At 75.0% G+C, this 21,275-nt stretch carries 17 protein-coding genes and 1 riboswitch; of the genes, 7 read left to right on the top strand and 10 right to left on the bottom strand.

Annotation, left to right across the window (positions count from 1 at the left end; translation table 11 throughout):
- Positions 1 to 7: 7 nt before the first annotated feature.
- Positions 8 to 1,078, bottom strand: coding sequence for a tRNA (adenosine(37)-N6)-threonylcarbamoyltransferase complex transferase subunit TsaD (tsaD, locus tag OG982_RS24380; protein ID WP_266783320.1), 1,071 nt, complete (start codon positions 1,076 to 1,078; stop codon positions 8 to 10).
- Positions 1,079 to 1,123: 45 nt separating this feature from the next.
- On the bottom strand, positions 1,124 to 2,206 hold the full coding sequence (locus OG982_RS24375; RefSeq protein WP_266791735.1) for a phosphatidylinositol-specific phospholipase C domain-containing protein: 1,083 nt from the start codon (positions 2,204 to 2,206) through the stop codon (positions 1,124 to 1,126).
- Positions 2,207 to 2,353: 147 nt separating this feature from the next.
- Here OG982_RS24375 and OG982_RS24370 point away from each other — a divergent pair, with 147 nt between their 5' ends.
- Complete coding sequence (locus OG982_RS24370; protein WP_266783323.1) at positions 2,354 to 3,286, top strand: serine protease; 933 nt, start codon at positions 2,354 to 2,356, stop codon at positions 3,284 to 3,286.
- Positions 3,287 to 3,291: 5 nt separating this feature from the next.
- Here the strand turns inward: OG982_RS24370 and OG982_RS24365 are convergent, their stop codons facing one another.
- Together OG982_RS24365 and OG982_RS24360 are read right to left on the bottom strand one after the other, a co-directional pair.
- On the bottom strand, positions 3,292 to 4,749 hold the full coding sequence (locus tag OG982_RS24365; protein WP_266949250.1) for an NAD(P)/FAD-dependent oxidoreductase: 1,458 nt from the start codon (positions 4,747 to 4,749) through the stop codon (positions 3,292 to 3,294).
- A 79-nt stretch (positions 4,750 to 4,828) separates the two neighbouring features.
- On the bottom strand, positions 4,829 to 5,806 hold the full coding sequence (locus OG982_RS24360) for a helix-turn-helix domain-containing protein (protein ID WP_266783327.1): 978 nt from the start codon (positions 5,804 to 5,806) through the stop codon (positions 4,829 to 4,831).
- Between the two features lie 83 nt (positions 5,807 to 5,889).
- On the opposite strand from OG982_RS24360, the gene OG982_RS24355 reads away from it, so the two are divergent.
- The 4 genes from OG982_RS24355 to OG982_RS24340 are packed head-to-tail and all read left to right on the top strand — an operon-like array spanning position 5,890 to position 9,839.
- Entirely contained in the window at positions 5,890 to 7,098 is a 1,209-nt protein-coding gene (locus tag OG982_RS24355; protein WP_266949249.1) for an MFS transporter, read from the top strand.
- 23 nt (positions 7,099 to 7,121) lie between these two features.
- On the top strand, positions 7,122 to 8,348 hold the full coding sequence (gene cbiE, locus OG982_RS24350) for a precorrin-6y C5,15-methyltransferase (decarboxylating) subunit CbiE (RefSeq protein ID WP_266791737.1): 1,227 nt from the start codon (positions 7,122 to 7,124) through the stop codon (positions 8,346 to 8,348).
- Positions 8,345 to 9,094 carry a precorrin-4 C(11)-methyltransferase gene (cobM, locus tag OG982_RS24345; protein ID WP_266783331.1) on the top strand — a complete coding sequence of 250 codons (750 nt, stop codon included), beginning with the start codon at positions 8,345 to 8,347 and terminating at the stop codon, positions 9,092 to 9,094. The genes cbiE and cobM overlap by 4 nt, the downstream gene beginning before the upstream one ends.
- Positions 9,084 to 9,839 (top strand): cobalt-precorrin-6A reductase, encoded by a 756-nt coding sequence (locus OG982_RS24340; RefSeq protein ID WP_266783333.1) that lies wholly within the window; start codon positions 9,084 to 9,086, stop codon positions 9,837 to 9,839. Before cobM ends, OG982_RS24340 begins: the two co-directional genes overlap by 11 nt.
- An 18-nt stretch (positions 9,840 to 9,857) precedes the next feature.
- On the opposite strand, the gene OG982_RS24335 is transcribed toward OG982_RS24340, so the two are convergent.
- A complete protein-coding gene (locus OG982_RS24335; RefSeq protein WP_266783335.1) occupies positions 9,858 to 10,553 on the bottom strand; it encodes a response regulator transcription factor in 696 nt (231 codons plus the stop codon).
- Positions 10,550 to 11,770 carry a sensor histidine kinase gene (locus OG982_RS24330; RefSeq protein WP_266783337.1) on the bottom strand — a complete coding sequence of 407 codons (1,221 nt, stop codon included), beginning with the start codon at positions 11,768 to 11,770 and terminating at the stop codon, positions 10,550 to 10,552. Before OG982_RS24330 ends, OG982_RS24335 begins: the two co-directional genes overlap by 4 nt.
- Positions 11,771 to 11,937: 167 nt before the next feature.
- On the opposite strand from OG982_RS24330, the gene OG982_RS24325 reads away from it, so the two are divergent.
- On the top strand, positions 11,938 to 13,086 hold the full coding sequence (locus tag OG982_RS24325; RefSeq protein WP_266783339.1) for a serine hydrolase: 1,149 nt from the start codon (positions 11,938 to 11,940) through the stop codon (positions 13,084 to 13,086).
- Positions 13,087 to 13,170: 84 nt separating this feature from the next.
- Here the strand turns inward: OG982_RS24325 and OG982_RS24320 are convergent, their stop codons facing one another.
- The 3 genes from OG982_RS24320 to OG982_RS24310 are packed head-to-tail and all read right to left on the bottom strand — an operon-like array spanning position 13,171 to position 16,537.
- Complete coding sequence (locus OG982_RS24320) at positions 13,171 to 14,658, bottom strand: precorrin-2 C(20)-methyltransferase (protein ID WP_266783341.1); 1,488 nt, start codon at positions 14,656 to 14,658, stop codon at positions 13,171 to 13,173.
- Positions 14,655 to 15,302, bottom strand: a complete 648-nt coding sequence (locus OG982_RS24315; protein WP_266783343.1) for a precorrin-8X methylmutase — start codon at positions 15,300 to 15,302, stop codon at positions 14,655 to 14,657. Before OG982_RS24315 ends, OG982_RS24320 begins: the two co-directional genes overlap by 4 nt.
- The gene (locus tag OG982_RS24310; RefSeq protein ID WP_266783345.1) at positions 15,299 to 16,537 is read right to left on the bottom strand and encodes a cobalamin biosynthesis protein CobG; all 1,239 of its coding nucleotides are present in this window, start codon (positions 16,535 to 16,537) and stop codon (positions 15,299 to 15,301) included. The genes OG982_RS24315 and OG982_RS24310 overlap by 4 nt, the downstream gene beginning before the upstream one ends.
- Positions 16,538 to 16,791: 254 nt before the next feature.
- Positions 16,792 to 16,950, top strand: a riboswitch (cobalamin riboswitch).
- A 32-nt stretch (positions 16,951 to 16,982) separates the two neighbouring features.
- Between OG982_RS24310 and cobN the strand changes: the two genes are divergently transcribed.
- Positions 16,983 to 20,594 carry a cobaltochelatase subunit CobN gene (gene cobN, locus OG982_RS24305; protein WP_266783347.1) on the top strand — a complete coding sequence of 1,204 codons (3,612 nt, stop codon included), beginning with the start codon at positions 16,983 to 16,985 and terminating at the stop codon, positions 20,592 to 20,594.
- A 51-nt stretch (positions 20,595 to 20,645) separates the two neighbouring features.
- Here the strand turns inward: cobN and OG982_RS24300 are convergent, their stop codons facing one another.
- The gene (locus OG982_RS24300; RefSeq protein ID WP_266783349.1) at positions 20,646 to 21,191 is read right to left on the bottom strand and encodes a hypothetical protein; all 546 of its coding nucleotides are present in this window, start codon (positions 21,189 to 21,191) and stop codon (positions 20,646 to 20,648) included.
- Positions 21,192 to 21,275: the final 84 nt, after the last annotated feature.

The following is a 21,275-nucleotide window of genomic DNA, read 5'->3' as shown; positions in this document are numbered from 1 at the left end:
GACGCGTTTACCGGCGGGCCGCGGCCGGGTTGAGGGAGGCGTACTCCAGCGGCGCGGACGGGTCGACGGTCACGTCCCACGGGGCGGGCTGCGCCCCGGCGCGCACCAGCAGGTCCCCGATCGCGGCGATCATCGCGCCGTTGTCGGTGCACAGGGTCATCGGGGGCACCCGCAGCTCGATCCCGGCGGAGGCGCAGCGCCGCTCCGCGAGGGCCCGTACGCGGGAGTTGGCGGCCACGCCGCCGACCACCACCAGGGTCCCGACCCCGTACTCCTTGCAGGCGGCGACCGCCTTGCGGGTGAGCACGTCGGCCACGGCCTCCTGGAGCGAGGCGGCGCCGTCCGCCACCGGCGGCTCCTCCCCGCGCTGCCGGTACCCCTCCGCCCAGCGGGCGGCGGCGGTCTTCAGCCCGGAGAAGGAGAAGGACCAGGCGTACGGGTCGTCCGCGCCGCGCCCGGCGGTCAGCGGACGGGGGAAGGGGACGGCCCTGGGGTTCCCGCCGCGCGCGGCGCGGTCGACGGCGGGCCCGCCGGGGTAGGGCAGGCCGAGGATCCGGGCCACCTTGTCGAAGCATTCGCCGGCGGCGTCGTCCAGGGTGTCCCCGAGGTGCAGGATCGGCTCGCGCACGAGGTCCCGTACCAGCAGCAGCGAGGTGTGCCCGCCGGAGACGATCAGCACCACGCAGGGCCGTGGCAGCGGCCCGTGTTCCAGGGTGTCGGCGGCGACGTGTCCGGCCAGGTGGTGCACCCCGTACAGGGGGACGCCGAGGGAGTAGGCGAGGGTCTTGGCCCCGGCGAGTCCGACCTGGAGCGCGCCGGAGAGGCCGGGGCCGGTGGTGACGGCGACCGCGTCGAGCTGGTCCGCCCGCAGCCCGGCCTGGTCGAGGGCGCGGCGGACGACCGGGTTGAAGGCGTGCAGGTGGGCGCGGGCCGCGATCTCGGGGACGACGCCGCCGAAGCGGGCGTGTTCGTCCATGCTCGACGCGACGACGTGGGCAAGGAGCCTCCCGTCGCGCACGATGCCCGCGCCCGTCTCGTCGCAGGACGACTCGATGCCGAGCACCACCGGAGACCCCACCACAGCACCTTCAACCCTTATTGCGAATTACTCGCAATAAGGGTACTAGCCGCGCGGCACGACGGTCGCCAGCACGGACGGCAGCGGGTACCAGTCGGCGGAGGCGATGGAGGCGTGGCGCGCGGCCGTCAGGGCGAGGCGGTCGCGGGCCTGCGCCTCGGTCGGCCGGGTGCCGTCGATGGCGGGGGCCACGTTGTGGACGTCGGTGGCGATCAGCAGGTAGTGGTTGCGGTCGTACCAGCCGGTGTCTATGGAGCCGCCGGCGTACGCGCTCGCGTCCCCGTCGAAGACCACGAACCAGGGGCGCAGCGAGGCGTCGGCGTAGCGGGCGCGGGGATCGCCCGCTTCCGCCCGGTGTACGGCGGGGAAGGCCGCGGCCTGGCCGAGCCGGCCCGAGGCGGCGAGGGAGCGCAGGTGGGTGGCGTACTCGCGGTCCGTCCAGAGGGTGTCGGACGCGTTGCCCTCCTCCAGGGTGCCGGGGATCAGCTCGACGAGGAACTTCCCGGCCATGGCGGAGCGGCCGGGCCAGGCGCCCGCCTTGGCGGCGGAGTCGAGGTCCGGGTGTCCGGCGGCCAGCCGGCCGGGCCGGTAGAGGGCGTCGCCGAGCTTCGAGTTCAGCAGGGCGTCCAGCTCGGCGGGCCCGCGTCCGAGGTTGGCGGCGAAGCCGTCCTTGAGCTCCAGCTTGAGGACGACGGGGCGGTGGCCGGGGTGGGCGTCGTGCCAGCTGCGGATGTCGGAGAGGCAGCCCGCGAGGTTCTGATTGCGGGACTTGGTGCGCAGTTGGGCGGGGCTGGTGGCGTTCTCGCAGTTGCTGTCGTTGCCGAAGGGGTTGTCGTGCGAGACCCGCCAGGAGCTGCCGAAGAAGTTGGTCCACACGTCGAGTTCGAGCATCGCGGCCCCGGAGTCCAGCGCGTCGGCGAAGTAGGGGAACTTGGCCTTCTCGTAGGCGTTGTGCACGCCGACGCCGGTCGAGGCGGCGTACGAGAGCTCCCCGGCGGCCGCCCGCGCCGGTGCGGCCGCCCCGGCCGGGGCGGTCGCGATCCCCAGGGCCGCGAGTCCCGCCAGGACCGCTCCAGCCATCCGGTTGCGCGCGCCCGTGTTCGCGCCCCTGCCCATGCCCATACCCATGCCCATGTTTCCGACTCCCGTCGCTCCGCCGTGCCTCAAGTTCACCGGAGAGTAGGGAAGTTGAGTGACGGTGGGGAGGACTGCGGATGACGCGCGGAGGCCTGTGACACATTTGTCCGCATCGCACACACGGTCGGGGAGTTCCACATGTTCACCAAGGACCACCGGCGGGCCCCGCGGGTCTTCGGGCTCGTCGGCGTCTGCTGCGCCCTGCTGCTCGGGAGCGTCGGGTGCGCGTGGCAGCTGAGCGGGTTCGCGGGACACCTCGCGGACGGGGATCCCGGGCAGGGGAGCTACGCACAGGACCCGGAGCTGGGCGACGGCGCGGCGGCGGACCTGCTGGACGGGGTGGTACGGGAGGTCCCGCCGCCGGTCGGCACGCCGAGCGGGGAATCCGGGGCCGAAAACGCGGAGTCCGGGCCGTGGCGGGTCTCCGAGCCGCTCGAAGCCCGGCCCACCGCGCCCGAGCCGTCGATCGGGGCGCTGTTCTCCCCCGGCGACTGGGATTCCGACCACCACTGCTCGGCGAGCGTGGTCCACTCCCCCGGCGGGAACCTGATCGCCACCGCCGCCCACTGCGTGTACCAGGGCGGCTTCCGCACCAACCTCGCCTTCGTTCCCGGCTACCACGACGGCGAGGCCCCGTACGGCATCTGGGTGCCGGAGCGGATCGACGTGGACCCGCGCTGGGCCGAGGACTTCGACCCGGACCACGACGTCGCCTTCCTCCGGCTGCGCCGCCCGGGCCGTCCCGGGCAGCGGCTGGAGGACGTCACCGGGGCGCAGACCATCGGTTTCGGGCCCGAACTCCCGCTGCCCGCGCGGGTCGTGGGGTATCCGAACGACGCCGAGGAGCCGCTGGACTGCCGCAACACCGCCCGGGCCGCCGGGCCCGCGCAGCTGCGGCTGGACTGCGCGGACGTACCCGACGGCACGAGCGGCGGCCCGGTCCTGACCGGCGCGCACACCCTGATCGGGGTGGTCGGCGGCCGGGACGGGGGCGGGGACGAGCTGGTCTCGTACAGCAGCTACTTCGGCGACGGCGTGCGCGCCCTGTACGAGCGCGCCACCGGGGGCTGAGGCCGCTACTCCCGGGGCGGTCCGTGGTGGGCGGGGTAGTCGGCGGTCTCCGGAGCCGTCGGCAGCCGCCACTTGGACAGCACGCGCACCACCGTGCCCGGGCTGAGCAGCGCGTTCGGCGGGGTGGACAGGGACAGGACGCCGAAGAACGGCGCGGAGATCAGCGGGTCGCTGTTGGCCCCGACCATCACCCGGGACATGTACTTCTGCAGGACCCGGGTCGCCCGGTCCGGGGGCGGGCCCTCGGTCTGCGGGTAGCGCAGGTCCTCGCTGGTGGCGATCTGCCAGGCCACCTCCGCCGCGGCGGCCGTCTTGCGCTGGAGCCGGCGGGCAGCGCCCGGGATCTCCCCCGGGGCCAGGGCGCGGATCTCGGAGGCGAGGGCGTCCGCCGCGAGCGCGGCCACCGTCATCCCGTGCCCGTACACGGGATTGAAGCGGCAGGAGGCGTCGCCGAGGACGAGGAATCCGGTCGGCCAGCGCTCCATCCGCTCGTAGTGGAGCCGCTCGTTCGCCGTGCCGCGGAAACCGGTCGCCGAGGAGAGGGGTTTCGCGTCGCGGATCGCGTCGTAGAGGACGGGGCTGCGCAGGGTACGGGCGAAGTCGAGGAACTCCTCGTCCTTGGGGGGCGGGGCGTGCTCGCTGCCGTAGCCGATCAGCGTCACCAGCCAGCGGTTGCCGTCCTGCGGGGCGAGGACGCCGCCGCGCGGGCTCTCGGGGCGGCCCTGGACGTACAGGCCGCGCCAGCGCCGCGCGGGGTCCTCGGGGGGCTCGAAGTACCGGCTGGAGTAGCCGAGGTGGGAATCGCAGCGGGAGGCCCGCGGAACCTCGTGGCCGAGCGCGGTGAGCCAGGCGGCGGCCTTGGAGGTGCGGCCGGTGGCGTCGACCACGAAGCCCGCGGCCAGCGGCTCGCCGTCGCGCAGGGCCACGCCGGTCACCGAACGGCCGTCGGCCCCGGCGACGAGCCCGGTGGCCGCGCAGCCCGCGCGCACCCGGATGCGCGGGTCCCGCAGCACCTCCTGACGCACCGTCCATTCGAGGAGTTCCCGGCTGGCGAGGAGGACTTCGGAGCCGGGTACCGGATGGAACCAGTCGGCCGGGCTCAGCCAGAGGAAGTCCCGGGGCGATTCCAGCACCGAGGCCCCGGCCGCCGACAGCTTCCCGGTGATCCCGGGCAGCATCCCCTCGATCAGCTCCAGGCCGCGCGCCCACAGGACGTGCACGTGCCGGGACTGCGGGACGCCGGGCCGGAACGCGGGCCCGGCCTCGGGCAGTTCGTCGCGTTCCACGAGGGTCACACGGGCGAACTTCGCGGCGAGCACCCGGGCCGCGAGCAGCCCGGCCAGGCCCGCGCCGAGCACCACGGCGTGGTCGTCGTGGCCGTCGTCGTCGGGGCCGTCGTTGCCGGGTCCTTCGGGTCGGCTTGTGGGTGAGCCTGCTGGGTGGTTGTCCGTATCGCTGTCCATGCCACCGAGTCTCGGGGGCGACCGCGGGGCCGGTCCCACCCCGGCCGGGGCGCCTTGGGGCACCCGGGGGCGGAAAGGCTCACACCCGGGGCGCCCACCCGGCCCCGGCCGCCGACACCAGGACGTCGCCGGCCGCGACGCGGCCGTAGAGGACCGTGCGGCCCGTGCGGCGGCGGAGGATCAGCCCGGCCGCCAGCAGTACCTTCAGCTGGCCCGCCACCGCGCCCAGGCTCAGCCCGGTCAGCGCCACCAGCTGCGTCGTGGACTTCGGGCTCTCCAGCAGCACCAGCACCCGCGCCCGGACCGGCCCGAGCAGGGCGACCAGCGCCTGCGGGGCGGCCGCCGCGCCCGACTGGGTGAGCTGCCCCTCGCACGGGTACACCAGGGCGTGCCGGTGGGCCCCCCGCCAGGACACCCACCCGTGCCGGGGCGTCACGGGTACGAAGACCAGCCCGGCCTCCCCCGACAGCTCGCGCGGCGGGCGCTGCTGGAGGTTGATCCGCAGCCGCCCCTCGCCGAGCCAGGCCATGCCGGGCCGCATCCCCGACAAGGCCGCCGACCACCCGCCGAGGCTCAACTGCCGGGTGCGGACCAGGATGTCGGCCTCGGCGACCCGGCGACGGCGCTCCCAGTCGGGGCGTACGGCCTCGGCCCACACCCACTCCAGCAGCTCGGCGGTGCGCGGGCCCAGGCCCCGGGCGCGCTCGATCGCCTCGGGCAGGCGCGAGGCCGCGCGCAGGTTCGTCCGTACCACCGCGTCCGGGGTCGCGCGGATCGACTCCAGCTCCTCCTCGAAGGGGCGTCCGTCGGGCGGCGGGGTCAGGAAGTCGGCGATCCACTGCCTCCCGAGGGCCGCCCGCAGCACCTCGGCGGCGACCGGTTCGGCCGCCAGGTACGCCTGGAACCCCGGCAGCAGCCGCGCCAGCCAGTCCCGGTCGGCCGGGTGCCCGGCGGTCCGCCCGCGCAGGGCCATCATCGCGGCCGTGGTCTCGGCCAGCGCCGACACCACGAACCGGCTGTCCGCGAGCGCGTCGGTGTCGATCCGCCACCAGCCCATGTCCCGCTGCCCCCTCGGCGCCGTTCTTTCGCGTGCAGGCGAAACATTAGGGGCCCGCGCGGCCGTCCCCGGACACTCCCGGCATGCCCCGGACCTACCGCTCCCTCACCCGTGTCCCCGAGTTCACCCCCTTCTTCGCCGCGGCCGCCCTGCGCGTCGGCGCCTCCACCGTGAGCGGGCTCGCGCTCGCCGTCCTCGTCTACGACCGCACCCGCAGCCCGCTGCTGTCCGCCCTCAGCATGTTCGGCCCGTCCTTCGCCCAGATGCTCGGCGCGACGCTGCTGCTGTCCGCCGCCGACCGGCTGCCGCCGCGCGCCGCCCTCGGCGGGCTCTCGGCCGTCGGCGCTCTCGGCACCCTGGCGCTGTGCCTGCCGGGACTGCCGCTGTGGGCGGTGTTCGCCGTCCTGCTCGGCCAGGGGCTCGCCGACTCCCTCGCCGGCGGGGTCCGGTACGGGCTGCTCACCGAGATCCTGCCGCCCGGGGACTACCTGCTGGGCCGCTCGCTGCTCGCCGTCTGCGCCGGGGTGACGCAGATCGCCGGGTACGCCCTCGGCGGGCTGCTCGTCGCCGCGCTCTCCCCGCACGGGGCGCTGCTGACGGCCGCCGGGCTGTCGCTCGCCGCCGCGGTCACCGTACGGTGCGGGCTGCGGCGGCGGGCGCCGCGCGCGGGCGGGCGGCCGTCACCGGCCGAGACCTGGCGCGGCAACGTCACCCTGTTCTCCGACCCGGCCCGGCGCGCCCTCTACCTCGCCCTGTGGGTGCCGAACGGGCTGATCGTCGGCTGCGAGTCGCTGTTCGTCCCCTACGACGCGGCCCACGCAGGGCTGCTCTTCGCCGCCGCCGCCGGTGGAATGCTCATCGGCGACGCCGTCGCCGGCCGGTACCTGCCCGCGCGGCTGCGGGACCGGCTGGCGGCCCCGCTGCGGCTGCTGCTCGCCGTGCCGTACCTGGTGTTCGCGCTGGAGCCCGGCCCGGTGGTGGCGGCCGTCACGGTGGCGGTGGCCTCCGTCGGCTTCTCGGCGGGGCTGCTGATGCAGGAGCGGCTGGTCGCGCTGCTCCCGGAGGGCACCCAGGGGCAGGCGCTGGGGCTGCACTCGGCGGGGATGCTGACCCTGCAGGGCGTGTGCGCGGCGCCCGCCGGGGCGCTCGCCCAGTACACCTCGGCCGCGGTCGCGATGACGGTGCTGGCGGCGGCGTCGGTGGTGGTCACCCTGGTCCTGGAGCCGCGGCTGCGCACCAGTAGGCTGCGGGTCCGCCCCTCTCCGTCTTCCGTTCGAGGTACCGCGCAGTGAGCTCCGCAGCACCCTCCACGCCCATGCCCGTGGCCGTCGTCGGCCTCGGCGCCGACGGCTGGGCCGGGCTCACCGCCGGCGCGCGGGCCGCACTGGCCTCCGCCGAGGTGCTGATCGGCGGGCCCCGGCAGCTGGACCTGCTGCCGTCCGACGCCTGCCCGGGCGTACGGGTGGCCTGGCCGAGTCCGCTGCGGCCGGCCGTGCCGAAGCTGACGGCCGAGCACGCGGGCCGCCGGATCGCGGTGCTGGCCAGTGGGGACCCCATGTTCTACGGGATCGGCCGGGCGCTCTGCGAGGAGCTGGGCGCGGCCGCCCTGCGGGTCCACCCGCACCCCTCGTCCGTCTCGTACGCCTGCGCCCGGCTGGGCTGGCCGGTGGAGGACACCGAGGTGGTCACGGTGGTCGGCCGCCCGGTGGCCCGGCTCGCGGCCGCGCTGTACGAGGGGCGGCGGGTGCTGGTGCTGAGCGCCGGGGCGGCGTCGCCGGGCGAGATCGCGGCGCTGCTGCGGGAGCGGGGCTTCGGTCCGAGCCGGATGCGGGTGCTGGAGCAGCTCGGATCCGAGCGCGAGGACGCGTACGAGGGCCGGGCCGACGGCTGGGACCACGAGCCGGGCGACCCGCTGAACGTGGTGGCCGTCGACTGCCGCCGGGACCCGGCCGCGGCCGCCCCGCGGCTCGGCGCGACCCCCGGCCTGCCCGACACCGCGTACGAGCACGACGGCCAGCTGACCAAGCGGCACGTGCGGGCCGCGACCCTGTGCGCGCTGGCCCCGGCCCCCGGCGAGCTGCTGTGGGACGTCGGCGGCGGCTCCGGATCCATCGGCATCGAGTGGATGCGCACGCACCCCTCCTGCCGGGCGGTGACCGTGGAGCGCGTCCCGGAGCGGGCGGCGCGGATCGCCCGCAACGCGGCGACGCTCGGCGTGCCGGGGCTGCGCGTGGTGACGGGCGCGGCGCCCGGGGCCCTCGCCGGACTCCCGGCTCCCGACGCGGTGTTCATCGGCGGCGGCCTGACGGCTCCGGGGCTGCTGGACGCGGCATGGGCGGCGCTGGGCCCCGGCGGCCGGCTGGTGGTGAACACCGTCACGCTGGAGTCGGAGGCGGTGCTGAGCGAGCGCCACAAGCGGTACGGCGGCGAGCTGGTGAAGCTGGCTGTGGCGCACGCGGTGCCGGTCGGCGGTTTCACGGGCTGGCGGCAGGCGATGCCGGTGACCCAGTGGTCGGTAACGAAAGGGATGACTCAGACATGACCGTGTACTTCATCGGAGCGGGCCCCGGCGCCGCCGACCTGATCACGGTGCGCGGTGCGCGGACCCTGGCCGCCGCTCCCGTGTGCCTGTACGCGGGCAGCCTGGTCCCGCGCGAACTGCTGGCCGAGTGCCCAGCGGACGCCCGGCTGGTGGACACCTCGGGGCTGAACCTGGACGAGATCACCGCCGAGTTCGTACGGGCCAACGAGGCGGGCCAGGACGTCGCGCGGCTGCACTCCGGCGACCCGTCGATCTTCAGCGCCGTCGCGGAGCAGATGCGGCGCCTGGACGCGGCCGGGATCCCGTACGAGGTGGTCCCGGGCGTACCGGCGTTCGCGGCGGCGGCCGCCGCGCTGAAGCGGGAGCTGACGGTGCCCACCGTCGGCCAGACGGTGATCCTGACCCGGATCGCCCAGCAGGCCACGCCGATGCCGCCCGGCGAGGACCTCGACACGCTGGGCCGCAGCGGCGCGCTGCTGGTGCTGCACCTGGCGACGCGGTACGTCGACCGGGTGGTGGACGAGCTGCTGCCGCACTACGGCGCCGAGTGCCCGGTCGCGGTGGTGGCGATGGCCAGCCGCCCCGACGAGCTGATCCTGCGCGGCACGCTGGCCGACATCGCGGCGCAGGTGAAGGAGGCGGGCCTGGTCCGCACCGCGGTCATCGTGGTGGGCCGCACGCTGGGCGCCGAGCAGTTCCGGGACAGCCACCTGTACTCCCCCGAGCGCGACCGGCATGTCTGCTGAGCGGCGCGTCCCCGTTCACGTCCTGATCCTGGGCGGCACGACGGAGGCCCGGCGCCTCGCGGAGGCCCTGGAACACACCCCGTACCGCGTGACCACCTCGCTCGCGGGGCGGGTCGCACGGCCGGTGTTCCCGCCGGGCGAGACCCGGATCGGCGGCTTCGGCGGGCCGGCGGGGTTGTGCGACTGGATGGCCGCCCACGGGGTCACGCACCTGGTGGACGCCACCCATCCGTTCGCGGAGCGCATGAGCTTCAACGCCGCGCGGGCAGCGGCCCTTTCGGGGGTCCAGCTGCTGGCGCTGCGCCGTCCGGGCTGGACCCCGGGCCCCGGCGACGACTGGACCTTCGCGGACTCCCTCGCCGAGGCGGCCGCCGTGCTGCCGTCCCTGGGCGCCCGGGCGTTCCTGACCACGGGCCGCATGGGCCTGCACAGCTTCGCCCGTCTGGACGACACCTGGTTCCTCGTCCGTTCGGTGGATCCCCCGGCGGAGCCGATGCCGCCGCGCCTGGAAGTCCTGCTCGCCCGGGGCCCGTTCACCCTCGATGACGAACGGGAGCTGCTGTCGCGGCATCGCATCGACGTCCTTGTGACGAAGGACAGCGGTGGCTCGGCCACGTCCCCCAAGCTCACCGCGGCCCGCGAGGCCGCGATCCCGGTCCTCCTCGTCCGCCGTCCCCCGGTCCCGGCGGGCGTCCCGGAAACCGCGTCGGTCCCGGCCGTCGTGAGCTGGCTCGGCGACGCCTGAACCAGGCCCGCGGCCGCGTCAGCCGGTGAAGCCCGGGACCACCAGTCCGGATTCGTAGGCGATCACGACCGCGTGGGTGCGGTTGTGTGCGCCGAGCTTGGTCAGGACGTTCCCGACGTGCGTCTTGACCGTCTCCAGGGTCACCGTGAGCGACTGGGCGATCTCCGGGTTGGACAGGCCGGTGGCCATCAGCCGCAGCACCTCCTCCTCGCGTCCCGTCAGCGCCGCTCTCGGCAGCGCCTCGGCGGAGTCCAGCGGGCGGGCGGCGACCATCCGGCGCAGGGCGGTCGGGAAGAGGATCGCCTCGCCCGCCGCGACGACGCGTACCGCTTCCGCGATCTGGCGGACCGGGAGCCGTTTGAGGACGAAGCCGCTGGCGCCCGCGCCAAGGGCGGCGGTGACGTAGCCGTCGTTCTCGAAGGTGGTGATCACCACGACCTTCGGCGGTTCGGCCGACCCGTCCGATGCGGGGGATTCGGCCAGCAACTGCCGGGTGGCGTCGATCCCGTTGAGGCGCGGCATCCGTACGTCCATCAGGACGACGTCCGGCCGCAGGCGCCGTGCCCGTTCGACCGCCTCGACGCCGTCGGCGGCCTCCCCGACCACCGCGATGCCCGGCTGCGCCGCGAGCAGGGTGCGCAGGCCGCTGCGGGTCACCTCGTCGTCGTCCGCGATCAAGAGGGTGACGGTGGCGTTCGCGTCGGGGCCGGTCATGCCGGCCGCCGTACGGGGAGGCGGACGGCCAGCCGCCAGTGCCCCGGCCCGTCCGGGCCGGCGTGGATCTCACCGTGCAGCAGCCGTACGCGCTCGGCCAGTCCGCGCAGGCCGTGCCCGGAGGACGGAAAGGCGCCCGGGCCGGCTCCGGTCCGGTTGACGACGCCGAGTTCCAGGCCGTCCGAGGTGACGGCCACCCGGACCCCGACCGGGCCGCCCGCCCCGTGCCGCAGCGCGTTCGTCAGCCCCTCCTGCACGATCCGGTACGCCGCCCGGGACAGCGTCCCCCGCACCTGCGCGAGGTCTCCCGAGAGCTCCGGCTCCACCACCGCGCCCGCGTGCCGCAACCGCTCCAGCAGCTCGGGCAGGTCGGCCAGGGTGCGGGTCGGCGCCGTCTGCGCCGTCTCCTCGCGCAGCACGCCCAGCACGTAGTCCAGGTCCTCCAGCGCGGCCCGGGCGGACTCCTCGATGCTGCGCAGGGCGGCGCGCGCCGCCACCGGGTCGGCGGAGAGCACCTCGCCCGCCACCGCGGCCTGGATCGTGGTCGCCGTCAGCGTGTGCCCGATCGAGTCGTGCAACTCGCGGGCGAGCCGGTTGCGTTCGGCCAGGTGCCGTTCGCGCTCGGCCGCCAGCGCGAGCCGCTCGGCCGAGGACGGCCCCAGCAGCCTCGGCGCCAGCCACCGCAGGGCGCTCGTCACCGCAGCGCACGCGGCCGCCCCCAGCAGTACGCAGCCGAGCGCCACCACCCAGCTCCCCCAGCCGCCCACCGACCGCGCGGACCAGCCGAACAGCGACAGCTCCGCCTCGGCGCCGAGCCAACCCCCCGGAAGGGTCAGGCCCATGAGGAACAGCACACCGCTGACCAGCGCTCCCGCCCACCCCAGGGCCACGTGCAGCAGCAGCCACAGGGGGGTGCGCCAACGGCCGGTGCCGGACGGGCGTGCGGCCGCCGGATCCGGCAGCGGCACCCTCAGCATTCGTCGGGCGGACGCGATCAGCACCCGCCGCGTGGTGCGGGCCAGTCCGGCCAGGCCGATCAGTACCGCCCAGACGAGCAGGACCGCGCCGATCTGCACGCCCTCGGGAGCGGAACGCAGCCCCAGCGTCGGCAGCAGCGCGAAAAGCAGCAGCGGAAGGCTCGCCAGTGCCCCGCCGTACGCGAACAGCGCACCGGCATACGTGGAGCCGCGCAGCAGCGGCCGGATTCCCTTGATCATGATCAGCCCAGTATGACCGGGCGCCACACGGGTGACCTCCCCCGATCGGGGGAGCGTTTCCTCCCGCCTTCCCGCGATGCGCGTCCGTGCCCCCGCGAGCCAGGATCGAGCCCTGAACGGCGGCGCTACCGCCGCCGGATTCCCCACGATTCCACAGGAGTTGACCCATGCGTGAGCAGGCATCCCCAAGGCCGCGTCGTTCCGGGCGAGCCGCCGCGGCCGTGGCGGCGGTGGCCCTCGCCGTCATGGCGACGGGCGCCCTGGCCCCGCCCTCCGCGTTCGCCGCCGCCAAACCGGACGGCGTCCAGCAGGGCCTGGACGCGCTGGTGCGCACCGATGGCCTGCCCGGCGCGCTGGCGAGCGTCAAGGACCGCGAGGGCCGCACCCGTACCTACACCGCGGGGGTCGGCGACCTGGCCACCGGCGCGAAGGTGCCCGCGGACGGTCAGGTGCGGATCGGGAGCAACACCAAGACCTTCACCGCGGTGGTCGTGCTGCAACTGGTCGGTGAGGGGAAGATCGACCTCGACGGCATGGTCGACGACTACCTGCCGGGCCTCCTGCGCGGGGAAGGGATCGACGGGAGCCACATCACCGTCCGTCAGCTCCTCCAGCACACCAGCGGAGTGCCCGACTACGGGGCGGACATCCCCGACGACACGCTCCGCAGCCGGTACTTCGAACCCCGCGATCTCCTCGACATCGCGCTGAAGCACAAGGCCGACTTCGCCCCCGGCGAGAAATGGGCCTACAGCAACACGAACTACGTGGTGGCGGGCCTGATCGTCCAGAAGGTCACCGGCCGCCCCCTCGCCGAGGAAGTGGAGCGGCGCATCGTCAAACGCCTCGGGCTGCGCCACACCTATTTCCCCGCCCCCGGTGACCGGACCATCCGAGAAACCCATCCCCGGGGCTACCAGAGGGACACGGCGGACGCGCCGCTGCGCGACTTCACGGAAATCGACCCGTCGGCGGGCTGGGCGGCGGGCCAGATGATCTCCACCAATTCCGACGTCAACCAGTTCTTCGCCGCGCTCCTCGGCGGCCGCCTGCTCCCGCCGGCCCAGCTCGCGCAGATGCGCACCACCGTCCCCGTCGGGGACACCGGCGCCGGCTACGGACTGGGGCTCATGAGCAGGCCGCTGTCGTGCGGCGGGGTCTACTGGGGCCACGGCGGTGACATCGCCGGGTACGAGACCCGGGGCGGCGTCACCGACGACGGCCGCGCCGCCAGTGTCGCGGTGACCACCGTCCCGACCGACCTGGCCGCCACGCGGCGGGTCGAGAAGGTCGTGGACACGGCCCTGTGCCGCTGAACCGCGCCTTGCCCCGTGCGGCCTGAAGGCCCGGGACGGTGTTCGGCCGCCCCGGACCCTCGGGGTCTCAGACTGCCGGCGCCGTCACGGGTAACGGCGCGGGGTCCAGGTCAGGCGGGTGCCGTCGGGGCGCTCGGTGACCTGGGTCTGCGAGGAGCCGATCAGCAGGATGGTGCGCATGTCCACCTCGGACGGCTCCAGTTCGCCGAGCGGGAGGACGCGGACCGACTGCTGCGGGCCGCCCACGTCGCGGGCGACGACCACCGGGGTCTGCGGGGAGCGCAGCTCCAGCAGGAGTTCCTTGGCCTGGGCGACCTGCCAGGTGCGGCTGCGGGAGCCCGGGTTGTACAGGGCGAGGACCAGGTCGGCCGCGGCGGCCGCGCGCAGCCGCTCCGCGATGACCTCCCAGGGCTTGAGCCGGTCGGACAGGGAGATGGTGGCGTAGTCGTGGCCGAGCGGCGCGCCGGCCGCGGCAGCGGCCGCGTTGGCGGCGGTGACGCCCGGCAGGACCCGTACCGGCACGTCCTTGTACTCCGGCTGCCCCGCGACCTCCAGGACCGCGGTCGCCATGGCGAAGACGCCGGGGTCTCCGCCGGAGACCACGGCGACGCGCTTGCCGCGCCGGGCGAGGTCGAGGGCGAACTCGGCGCGTTCCGACTCCACCTTGTTGTCGGAGCCGTGCCGGATCTGGCCCGGCTTCACGGGCACCCGGTCCAGGTACGTCGTGTACCCGACGAGCACCTCGGCGTCGGCCAGCGCCCGCCGGGTCTCGGGGGTCAGCCACAGCGGCCCGGCCGGGCCGGTGCCGACGACGACGACCTCGCCGGGCCCGGACGGCACGCTGCCCGGGTTGCCGATCCGGCTGGGGACCACGGCGACGGCGAAGTACGGGACGGACTCGGCGTCGGTGTCGGCGAGGATCCCGGTCCGCTCGCCCTCCATCGTCGCGCGCTCCACGTAGCGGGCCTCGGCGAGGCGGCCGCTGTCCTCCATGGCCCGCCGCACGGCGGGGAAGGTGCGGCCGAGCTTCATCACGACGGCCGAGTCGGTGGCGGCGAGGCGGGCGGTGAGCTCCGCCTCCGGCAGGGTGCCGGGCAGGATGGTCAGCACCTCCTCGCCCTCCACCAGCGGGGTCCCGAGCCGGGCGGCGGCGGCGCTGACCGAGGTGACGCCGGGGATGACCTCGGCCTCGTACCGGTCGGCGAGCCGCTTGTGCATGTGCATGTACGAGCCGTAGAAGAGCGGGTCGCCCTCCGCGAGGACGGCGACGGTCCGGCCGGCGTCCAGGTGGGCGGCGAGACGGGCGGCGCAGGCCTCGTAGAACTCCTCCATCGCCCCCTGGTAGCCGCCGGGGTGGTCGGTGGTCTCGGTGGTGACCGGGTAGACCAGCGGTTCCTCGATGTGGTCGGCGCGCAGGTGCTTCGCCGCGATGGAGCGGGCGATCGAGCGGCCGTGGCGGGCGCTGTGGTACGCGACGACATCCGCCTCGGCGATGACCTCGACGGCCCGCAGCGTCATCAGGGACGGGTCGCCGGGGCCGAGCCCGACCCCGTACAGGCGTCCGGCGCTCATTCGGCCACGCTCGCGATCGCGTTGACGGCGGCGGCGGCCATGGCGCTGCCGCCGCGCCGACCGCGCACGATCAAGTGGTCGAGGCCCGACGCGTGTTCGGCGAGGGCGTCCTTGGACTCGGCGGCGCCGATGAAACCGACGGGGACGCCGATGACGGCGGCGGGGCGCGGGGCGCCCTCCTCGATCATCTCCAGCAGCCGGAACAGCGCGGTCGGCGCGTTGCCGACGGCGATCACCGAGCCCTCCAGCAGGCCCCGGTCGCGCCACACTTCGAGGGCGGCGGCGCTGCGCGTCGTCCCCATCTTCGCGGCGAGTTCCGGCACGGCCGGGTCGGAGAGGGTGCAGATCACCTCGTTGTCGGCGGGCAGCCGCTTGCGGGTGACGCCGCTGGCGACCATCTGGACGTCGCACAGGATCGGCGCGCCGGCGGTCAGGGCGGCGCGGGCCCGCAGCACGACGTCCGGCGTGTAGCCGAGGTCCTTCGTCAGGTCCGTCATCCCGCAGGCGTGAATCATGCGCACCGCGACCTGGGCGACGGAGGCGGGCAGCCCGGAGAGGTCCGCCTCGGCGCGGATCGTGGCAAAGGACTGGCGGTAGATCGCGGCGCCGTCCTTCTCGTACTCGAACACGGTGTACTCGCTCATTTCTTCACTGCGTCTTCGGAAATTCGGGGGGTGTTGCGCGCGTCCAGCAGGGCCGCGCCAAGGTCGGGGGCGCTGACGTGCCGCGGTACGGGCCGTCCGGGCGCGGTGAGTCGGTATCCGGTGGCGGTGGCTACGGCGTCCACCCAGTCCGTGCCGCGAGGATGCCCGCACCGGCGCTCGCAGCCGGACCAGTGCACCGGCAGCGGCCCGCGCGCCCGCTCCACGACGGCTCGCGCGTCGGCGCGTACGTCCGCGAGGGCCTTCGCGCAGCCGGGCCGCCCGGTGCAGGCGGTGACGGCCTCCCAGGCGCTGCCGGGCGAGGTGACGAGCCCGGCGCGGCCCAGCCCGGCGGCGGCGCCGAGGTCCGCGACCACCACGCTGCGCCACGGCGTGACCCGAAGCTCGCCCGGCAGCTCCCGCCACTGCGCGGTGGCGAGCCGCCCGAGCGGGATCAACACGCACAGCGCGTCGCCGTGCGGCCCGGGCGCGGGCGGGTCGGCGTACGGGCGCGGCGCGTCCGGGACGTACCGGGCGGCAATGCCACGGCCGGTCAGCCGCGCGATGAACTCCCCGGTGTCCAGGGCGTGTTCGGCGGGCAGCTCGGCGACCCGCCAGGCCCGGGTGCCGGCGGCGGCCGCGGCGGCGAGAAAGTGGCGCGCGGCCTCCAGGGCCGCCCCGGGGCCGTCGGCGGCGGCCACCTCGACGGCGTCGGCCGCCGCGCCGAGCCGGACCAGCGCCCGCCCGCCCGGCTGCCCGAGCAGGGTCACGTCGGGGTCGAGGGCGGCCACGTCACCGCGCCCGTCGTCGACGGCGAACAGGAACCGCCCGGAGAGCGCGGTGGCCTCCGGGTCGGCGCAGAGCAGCCGGTCCAGGGCGCGCACCGGGGCCGGGTCCCCGAGGGGGCTCGCGACGATGTTGCGGACCCGCTCGTGCGAGGGCGCGGGCAGCAGTCCGGCGGCGTCGAGGAGTTCGGCGAGCCCGGCGCCGCAGCCGTCGGCGAGGCCGCGGAGCTGGACGTTGCCGCGCGAGGTGAGTTCCAGGTGCCCGTCGCCGTACCGGTCGGCGGCGTCCGCGAGTGCGGCGGCCTGGGCCGGGCCGAGGAGCCCGCCCGGGATCCGGACCCGCGCGAGGAACCCGTCGTCCGCCGCGTGCAGCCGGAGCGCGCCCGGGCATGCGTCGCCGCCGTCCCGTATGACGGGTTCGTCCCGCGATGCGGCGGAGGGGGGCTGGGGCATGGCGGCGAGCATACCCAGGATTCTCCGCCCGCCCCCTGTGTCGATCACCACCCCGAACCGGCCACACCCGCACCCACCCCCGCCCGGCTGCCCGGCCGCCCGCCGACAACGGCACCACGCCGCCCCCGCCAACCCGGCCCCCGGATCACGGCGGCACACCGCCCCCGGCCGCCGCGCCCGGCCCGCTCCCGCCCGGCCCGGGCAACCGCACACCGATCGGCGGGCGGCCCGCACTCCCGTCCGGCGATCAGGGCACCTAAGATGACCTGCGGCGGACCGCTCGGTCCGCCATCGCCGAGGACGGCGACATGGGAGGAAGCCCGGTGCGATTCCGGCGCGGTCCCGCCACTGTGAACCCTGCGGAGCCAATCGGCCGGGTGAGTCAGGAACTCCCGCTGTCCTCACTGCCCGGGGCGCGGAAACCCCGAGGAAGGCCTGCCGCCGCATGATCCTGCTGCTGTCGACGTCCGACACCGATCTGCTCAGCGCCCGCGCCGCCGCGGACGGCCCCGTCCCGTACCGGTTCGCGAACCCCTCCCGCCTTCCCCTCGACGACCTGCCCGGCCTCCTCGACGGCGTCGACCTGGTCGTCGTACGCCTCCTCGGCGGCCTCCGCGCCTGGCAGGAGGGCCTCGACCTGCTGCTGGCCCCCGACCAGACCCGCCCGGTGGTCGTGCTGACCGGCGAACAGGCCCCGGACGCCCAGCTGATGGAGGCCTCCACCGTCCCGATCGGCATCGCCGCCGAGGCGCACGGCTACCTCGCGCACGGCGGCCCCGCCAACCTGGACCAGCTGGCGCGGTTCCTCTCGGACACCGTCCTGCTCACCGGTCACGGCTTCGAGCCGCCGGCCGCCGCCCCCACCTGGGGCCCGCTGGAGCGCACGCCCGGGACCACCACGGGGCCCCGGATCGCCGTGCTGTACTACCGCGCCCACCAGATGAGCGGCAACACCTCCTTCGTGCACGCCCTGTGCGACGCGATCGAGGCCAAGGACGCGCGGGCGCTGCCCCTGTACGTGTCCTCCCTGCGCGCCCCCGAGCCGGAGCTGATCGCCGCTCTGGAGTCGGCCGACGCGGTCGTCACCACCGTCCTCGCGGCGGGCGGCACCAAGCCCGCCACCGCCTCGGCGGGCGGCGACGACGAGTCCTGGGACGCGGGCGCGCTCGCGGGTCTCGGCGTGCCGATCCTGCAGGCCCTGTGCCTGACCGGCTCGCGCAGCGCCTGGGAGGAGAACGACGAGGGCCTGTCCCCGCTCGACGCCGCGACGCAGGTCGCCGTGCCCGAGTTCGACGGCCGCCTGATCACCGTCCCGTTCTCCTTCAAGGAGCTCGACGAGGACGGCCTGCCCGCCTACGTGGCCGACCCCGAGCGGGCCGCCCGGGTCGCGGGGATCGCCGTCCGGCACGCCCGGCTGCGGCACATCGAGCGCCGGGACAAGAAGGTCGCGCTCGTCCTGTCCGCGTACCCGACGAAGCACTCCCGCATCGGCAACGCGGTCGGTCTCGACACCCCGGCCAGCGCCGTGGAACTGCTGCGCACCCTCATCGCGGGCGGCTACGACTTCGGCCCCGTCGAGAACATCCCCGGTCTGGTCTCGGGCGACGGCGACGAGCTGATCCGCGCCCTGATCGAGGCGGGCGGCCACGACCAGGACTGGCTGACCGAGGAGCAGCTGGCCCGCAACCCGGTCCGCATCCCGGCCGCCGACTACAAGCGGTGGTTCGCCGAGCTCCCCGCCGAGCTGCGCGAAAGCGTGGAGCAGCACTGGGGCGAGGCCCCGGGCAACATGTTCGTGGACCGCTCCGCGAACCCCGAGGGCGACATCGTCCTCGCGGCCCTGCGCCGCGGGAACCTGCTCATCCTGATCCAGCCGCCGCGCGGCTTCGGCGAGAACCCGATCGCGATCTACCACGACCCGGACCTGCCGCCCTCGCACCACTACCTGGCCGCGTACCGCTGGATCCAGGCGCGCGCCGAGGACGGCGGCTTCGGCGCCGACGCGATGATCCACCTGGGCAAGCACGGCAACCTGGAGTGGCTGCCGGGCAAGAACGCCGGCCTGTCGGCGGCCTGCGCGCCCGACGCCGCGCTCGGCGACCTGCCCCTCATCTACCCGTTCCTGGTCAACGACCCGGGCGAGGGCACGCAGGCCAAGCGCCGCGTGCACGCCACCCTGGTCGACCACCTGGTGCCGCCGATGGCGCGCGCGGAGTCGTACGGCGACATCGCCCGCCTGGAGCAGCACCTGGACGAGTACGCGCAGATCTCGGCGATGGACCCGGCGAAGCTGCCGGCCATCCGCGCCCAGATCTGGACCCTGATCCAGGCCGCGAAGCTCCACCACGACCTGGGTCTCGAAGAGCGCCCGGACGACGAGGGCTTCGACGACTTCCTGCTGCACGTCGACGGCTGGCTGTGCGAGGTCAAGGACGCCCAGATCCGCGACGGTCTGCACGTCCTGGGCGGCGCCCCGACCGGCGAGGCCCGGGTCAACCTGGTCCTCGCGATCCTGCGCGCCCGTCAGATCTGGGGCGGTACGACGGCCCTGCCGGGCCTGCGCGAGGCGCTCGGCCTCGACGAGTCGGCGGCGACCCGTACCACCGCCGACGCGGCGGAGGAGACGGCGCGCGCGCTGGTCCAGGCGATGGAGGACGCGAACTGGGCTCCGGAGGCGGTGGCTTCGGTCGCCGCCGGGCACTCGGCGGACGTCGCGGCCGTACTGGACTTCGCGGCCCGCGAGGTCGTCCCGCGGCTGGCCGGCACCACCGACGAGATCACGCACGTGGTGAGCGCCCTCGACGGCCGCTTCGTCCCGGCGGGTCCGTCCGGCTCGCCGCTGCGCGGCCTGGTCAACGTGCTGCCGACCGGCCGGAACTTCTACTCGGTGGACCCCAAGGCCGTCCCCTCCCGCCTCGCGTGGGAGACCGGCCAGGCGCTGGCGGACTCGCTGCTGAACCGCTACCGCACGGACAACGGCGAGTGGCCGCCCTCGGTCGGCCTGTCCCTGTGGGGTACGAGCGCGATGCGCACCGCCGGCGACGACGTCGCCGAGGCGCTGGCCCTGCTCGGCATCCGTCCGGTCTGGGACGAGGCCTCGCGCCGCGTCACCGGCCTGGAGCCGATCCCGCTCGACGAGCTGGGCCGCCCCCGCATCGATGTGACGCTGCGCATCTCGGGCTTCTTCCGTGACGCGTTCCCGCACGTCATCGGCCTGCTGGACGACGCCGTGCGGCTCGCCGCCTCGCTGGAGGAGCCGGCCGGGCAGAACTTCGTACGGGCCCACGCCCAGGCGGACCTGGCCGAGCACGGCGACGAGCGGCGCGCGACGACCCGTATCTTCGGCTCGCGCCCGGGCACGTACGGCGCGGGCATCCTCCAGCTGATCGACTCGCGCGACTGGCGCACGGACGCCGACCTGGCCGAGGTGTACACGGTGTGGGGCGGTTACGCGTACGGGCGCGGCCTGGACGGCCGGGCGGCGCGCGAGGAGATGGAGACGGCTTACAAGCGGATCACGGTGGCCGCGAAGAACACGGACACCCGCGAGCACGACATCGCCGACTCGGACGACTACTTCCAGTACCACGGCGGCATGGTGGCCACCGTCCGCGCGCTGCGCGGCACGGCGCCGGAGGCGTACATCGGCGACTCCACCCGCCCGGAGACGGTCAAGACCCGCACCCTGGTGGAGGAGACGTCCCGCGTCTTCCGCGCCCGCGTGGTCAACCCGAAGTGGATCGAGGCGATGCGCCGCCACGGCTACAAGGGCGCCTTCGAGCTCGCCGCCACCGTGGACTACCTGTTCGGCTACGACGCCACGACGGGCGTGGTCGCGGACTGGATGTACGACAAGCTGACGGAGACCTACGTCCTCGACCCGGAGAACCGCGCCTTCCTGGAGGCGGCCAACCCCTGGGCCCTGCACGGCATCGCGGAGCGCCTGCTGGAGGCGGAGTCGCGCGGCATGTGGGAGAAGCCGGACCCGCAGATCCTGGAATCCCTGCGCCAGGTGTACCTGGACACCGAGGGCAACCTGGAGGGCGAGGCGGAGTAGGGGTCGCCGCGGATCCGGAGGCCCCCTCGCCCCCCGCCGGGCGCGGGGGCCTCAGCACTCCGTCGGCGTACCGTCCACGGACGCGCCGACCTCCACGGTGTACAGGGTCTCCACGACCGGGCCCGCGGGCGGCTGGTAGTCGTACATCTCCTTCGCCTGCCTCGTCGGCATGATCATCACGTCGAGCTCGCGCACCTGCCCCTCCCCCTGTGAGAGGCAGAATCCGGCCATCTCCTCGGACATGTGCCACCGGTCCGGCCGAAGCGTCCACCCCTGCGCCGGCGCCGCCTCGCGGTAGAACCGCAGGACCGTCCCCTCGTCCACGGGCGCCACGTAGAGCCGGTTCGCGTACATCCAGGCGTCCCCGCTGTCGTCGAGGCATTCGGCCGAGACGCCCTCGAACCCCTTCAGCTCGCGCGTCGCCCCGGGGCGGAGCTCCAGGATCGGATCCTGCCGGAGGCTCGTCACCGCGGCCCCGGTGCCCTCGCACGTGGTGAACGGCGACAGCAGTGAGCACCCGGTGAGAGCGCCCGCGACGACCACGAGCGCCGGCAGTGCGCGCATCCCGCGGGCGACGCCCGAATCAGCCATGTCCATGGCGGAATTCGATCACCGGCCGGATATCGACGCAATACCTCGAAGGGGGCCCTCCCCACCTCCGGGTGATTCGAACGCCGCGTC

The sequence above is a fragment of the Streptomyces sp. NBC_01551 genome, assembly GCF_026339935.1.
Taxonomy (GTDB): Bacteria; Actinomycetota; Actinomycetes; order Streptomycetales; family Streptomycetaceae; genus Streptomyces.
This window is presented reverse-complemented; position numbering and strand designations above follow the sequence as displayed.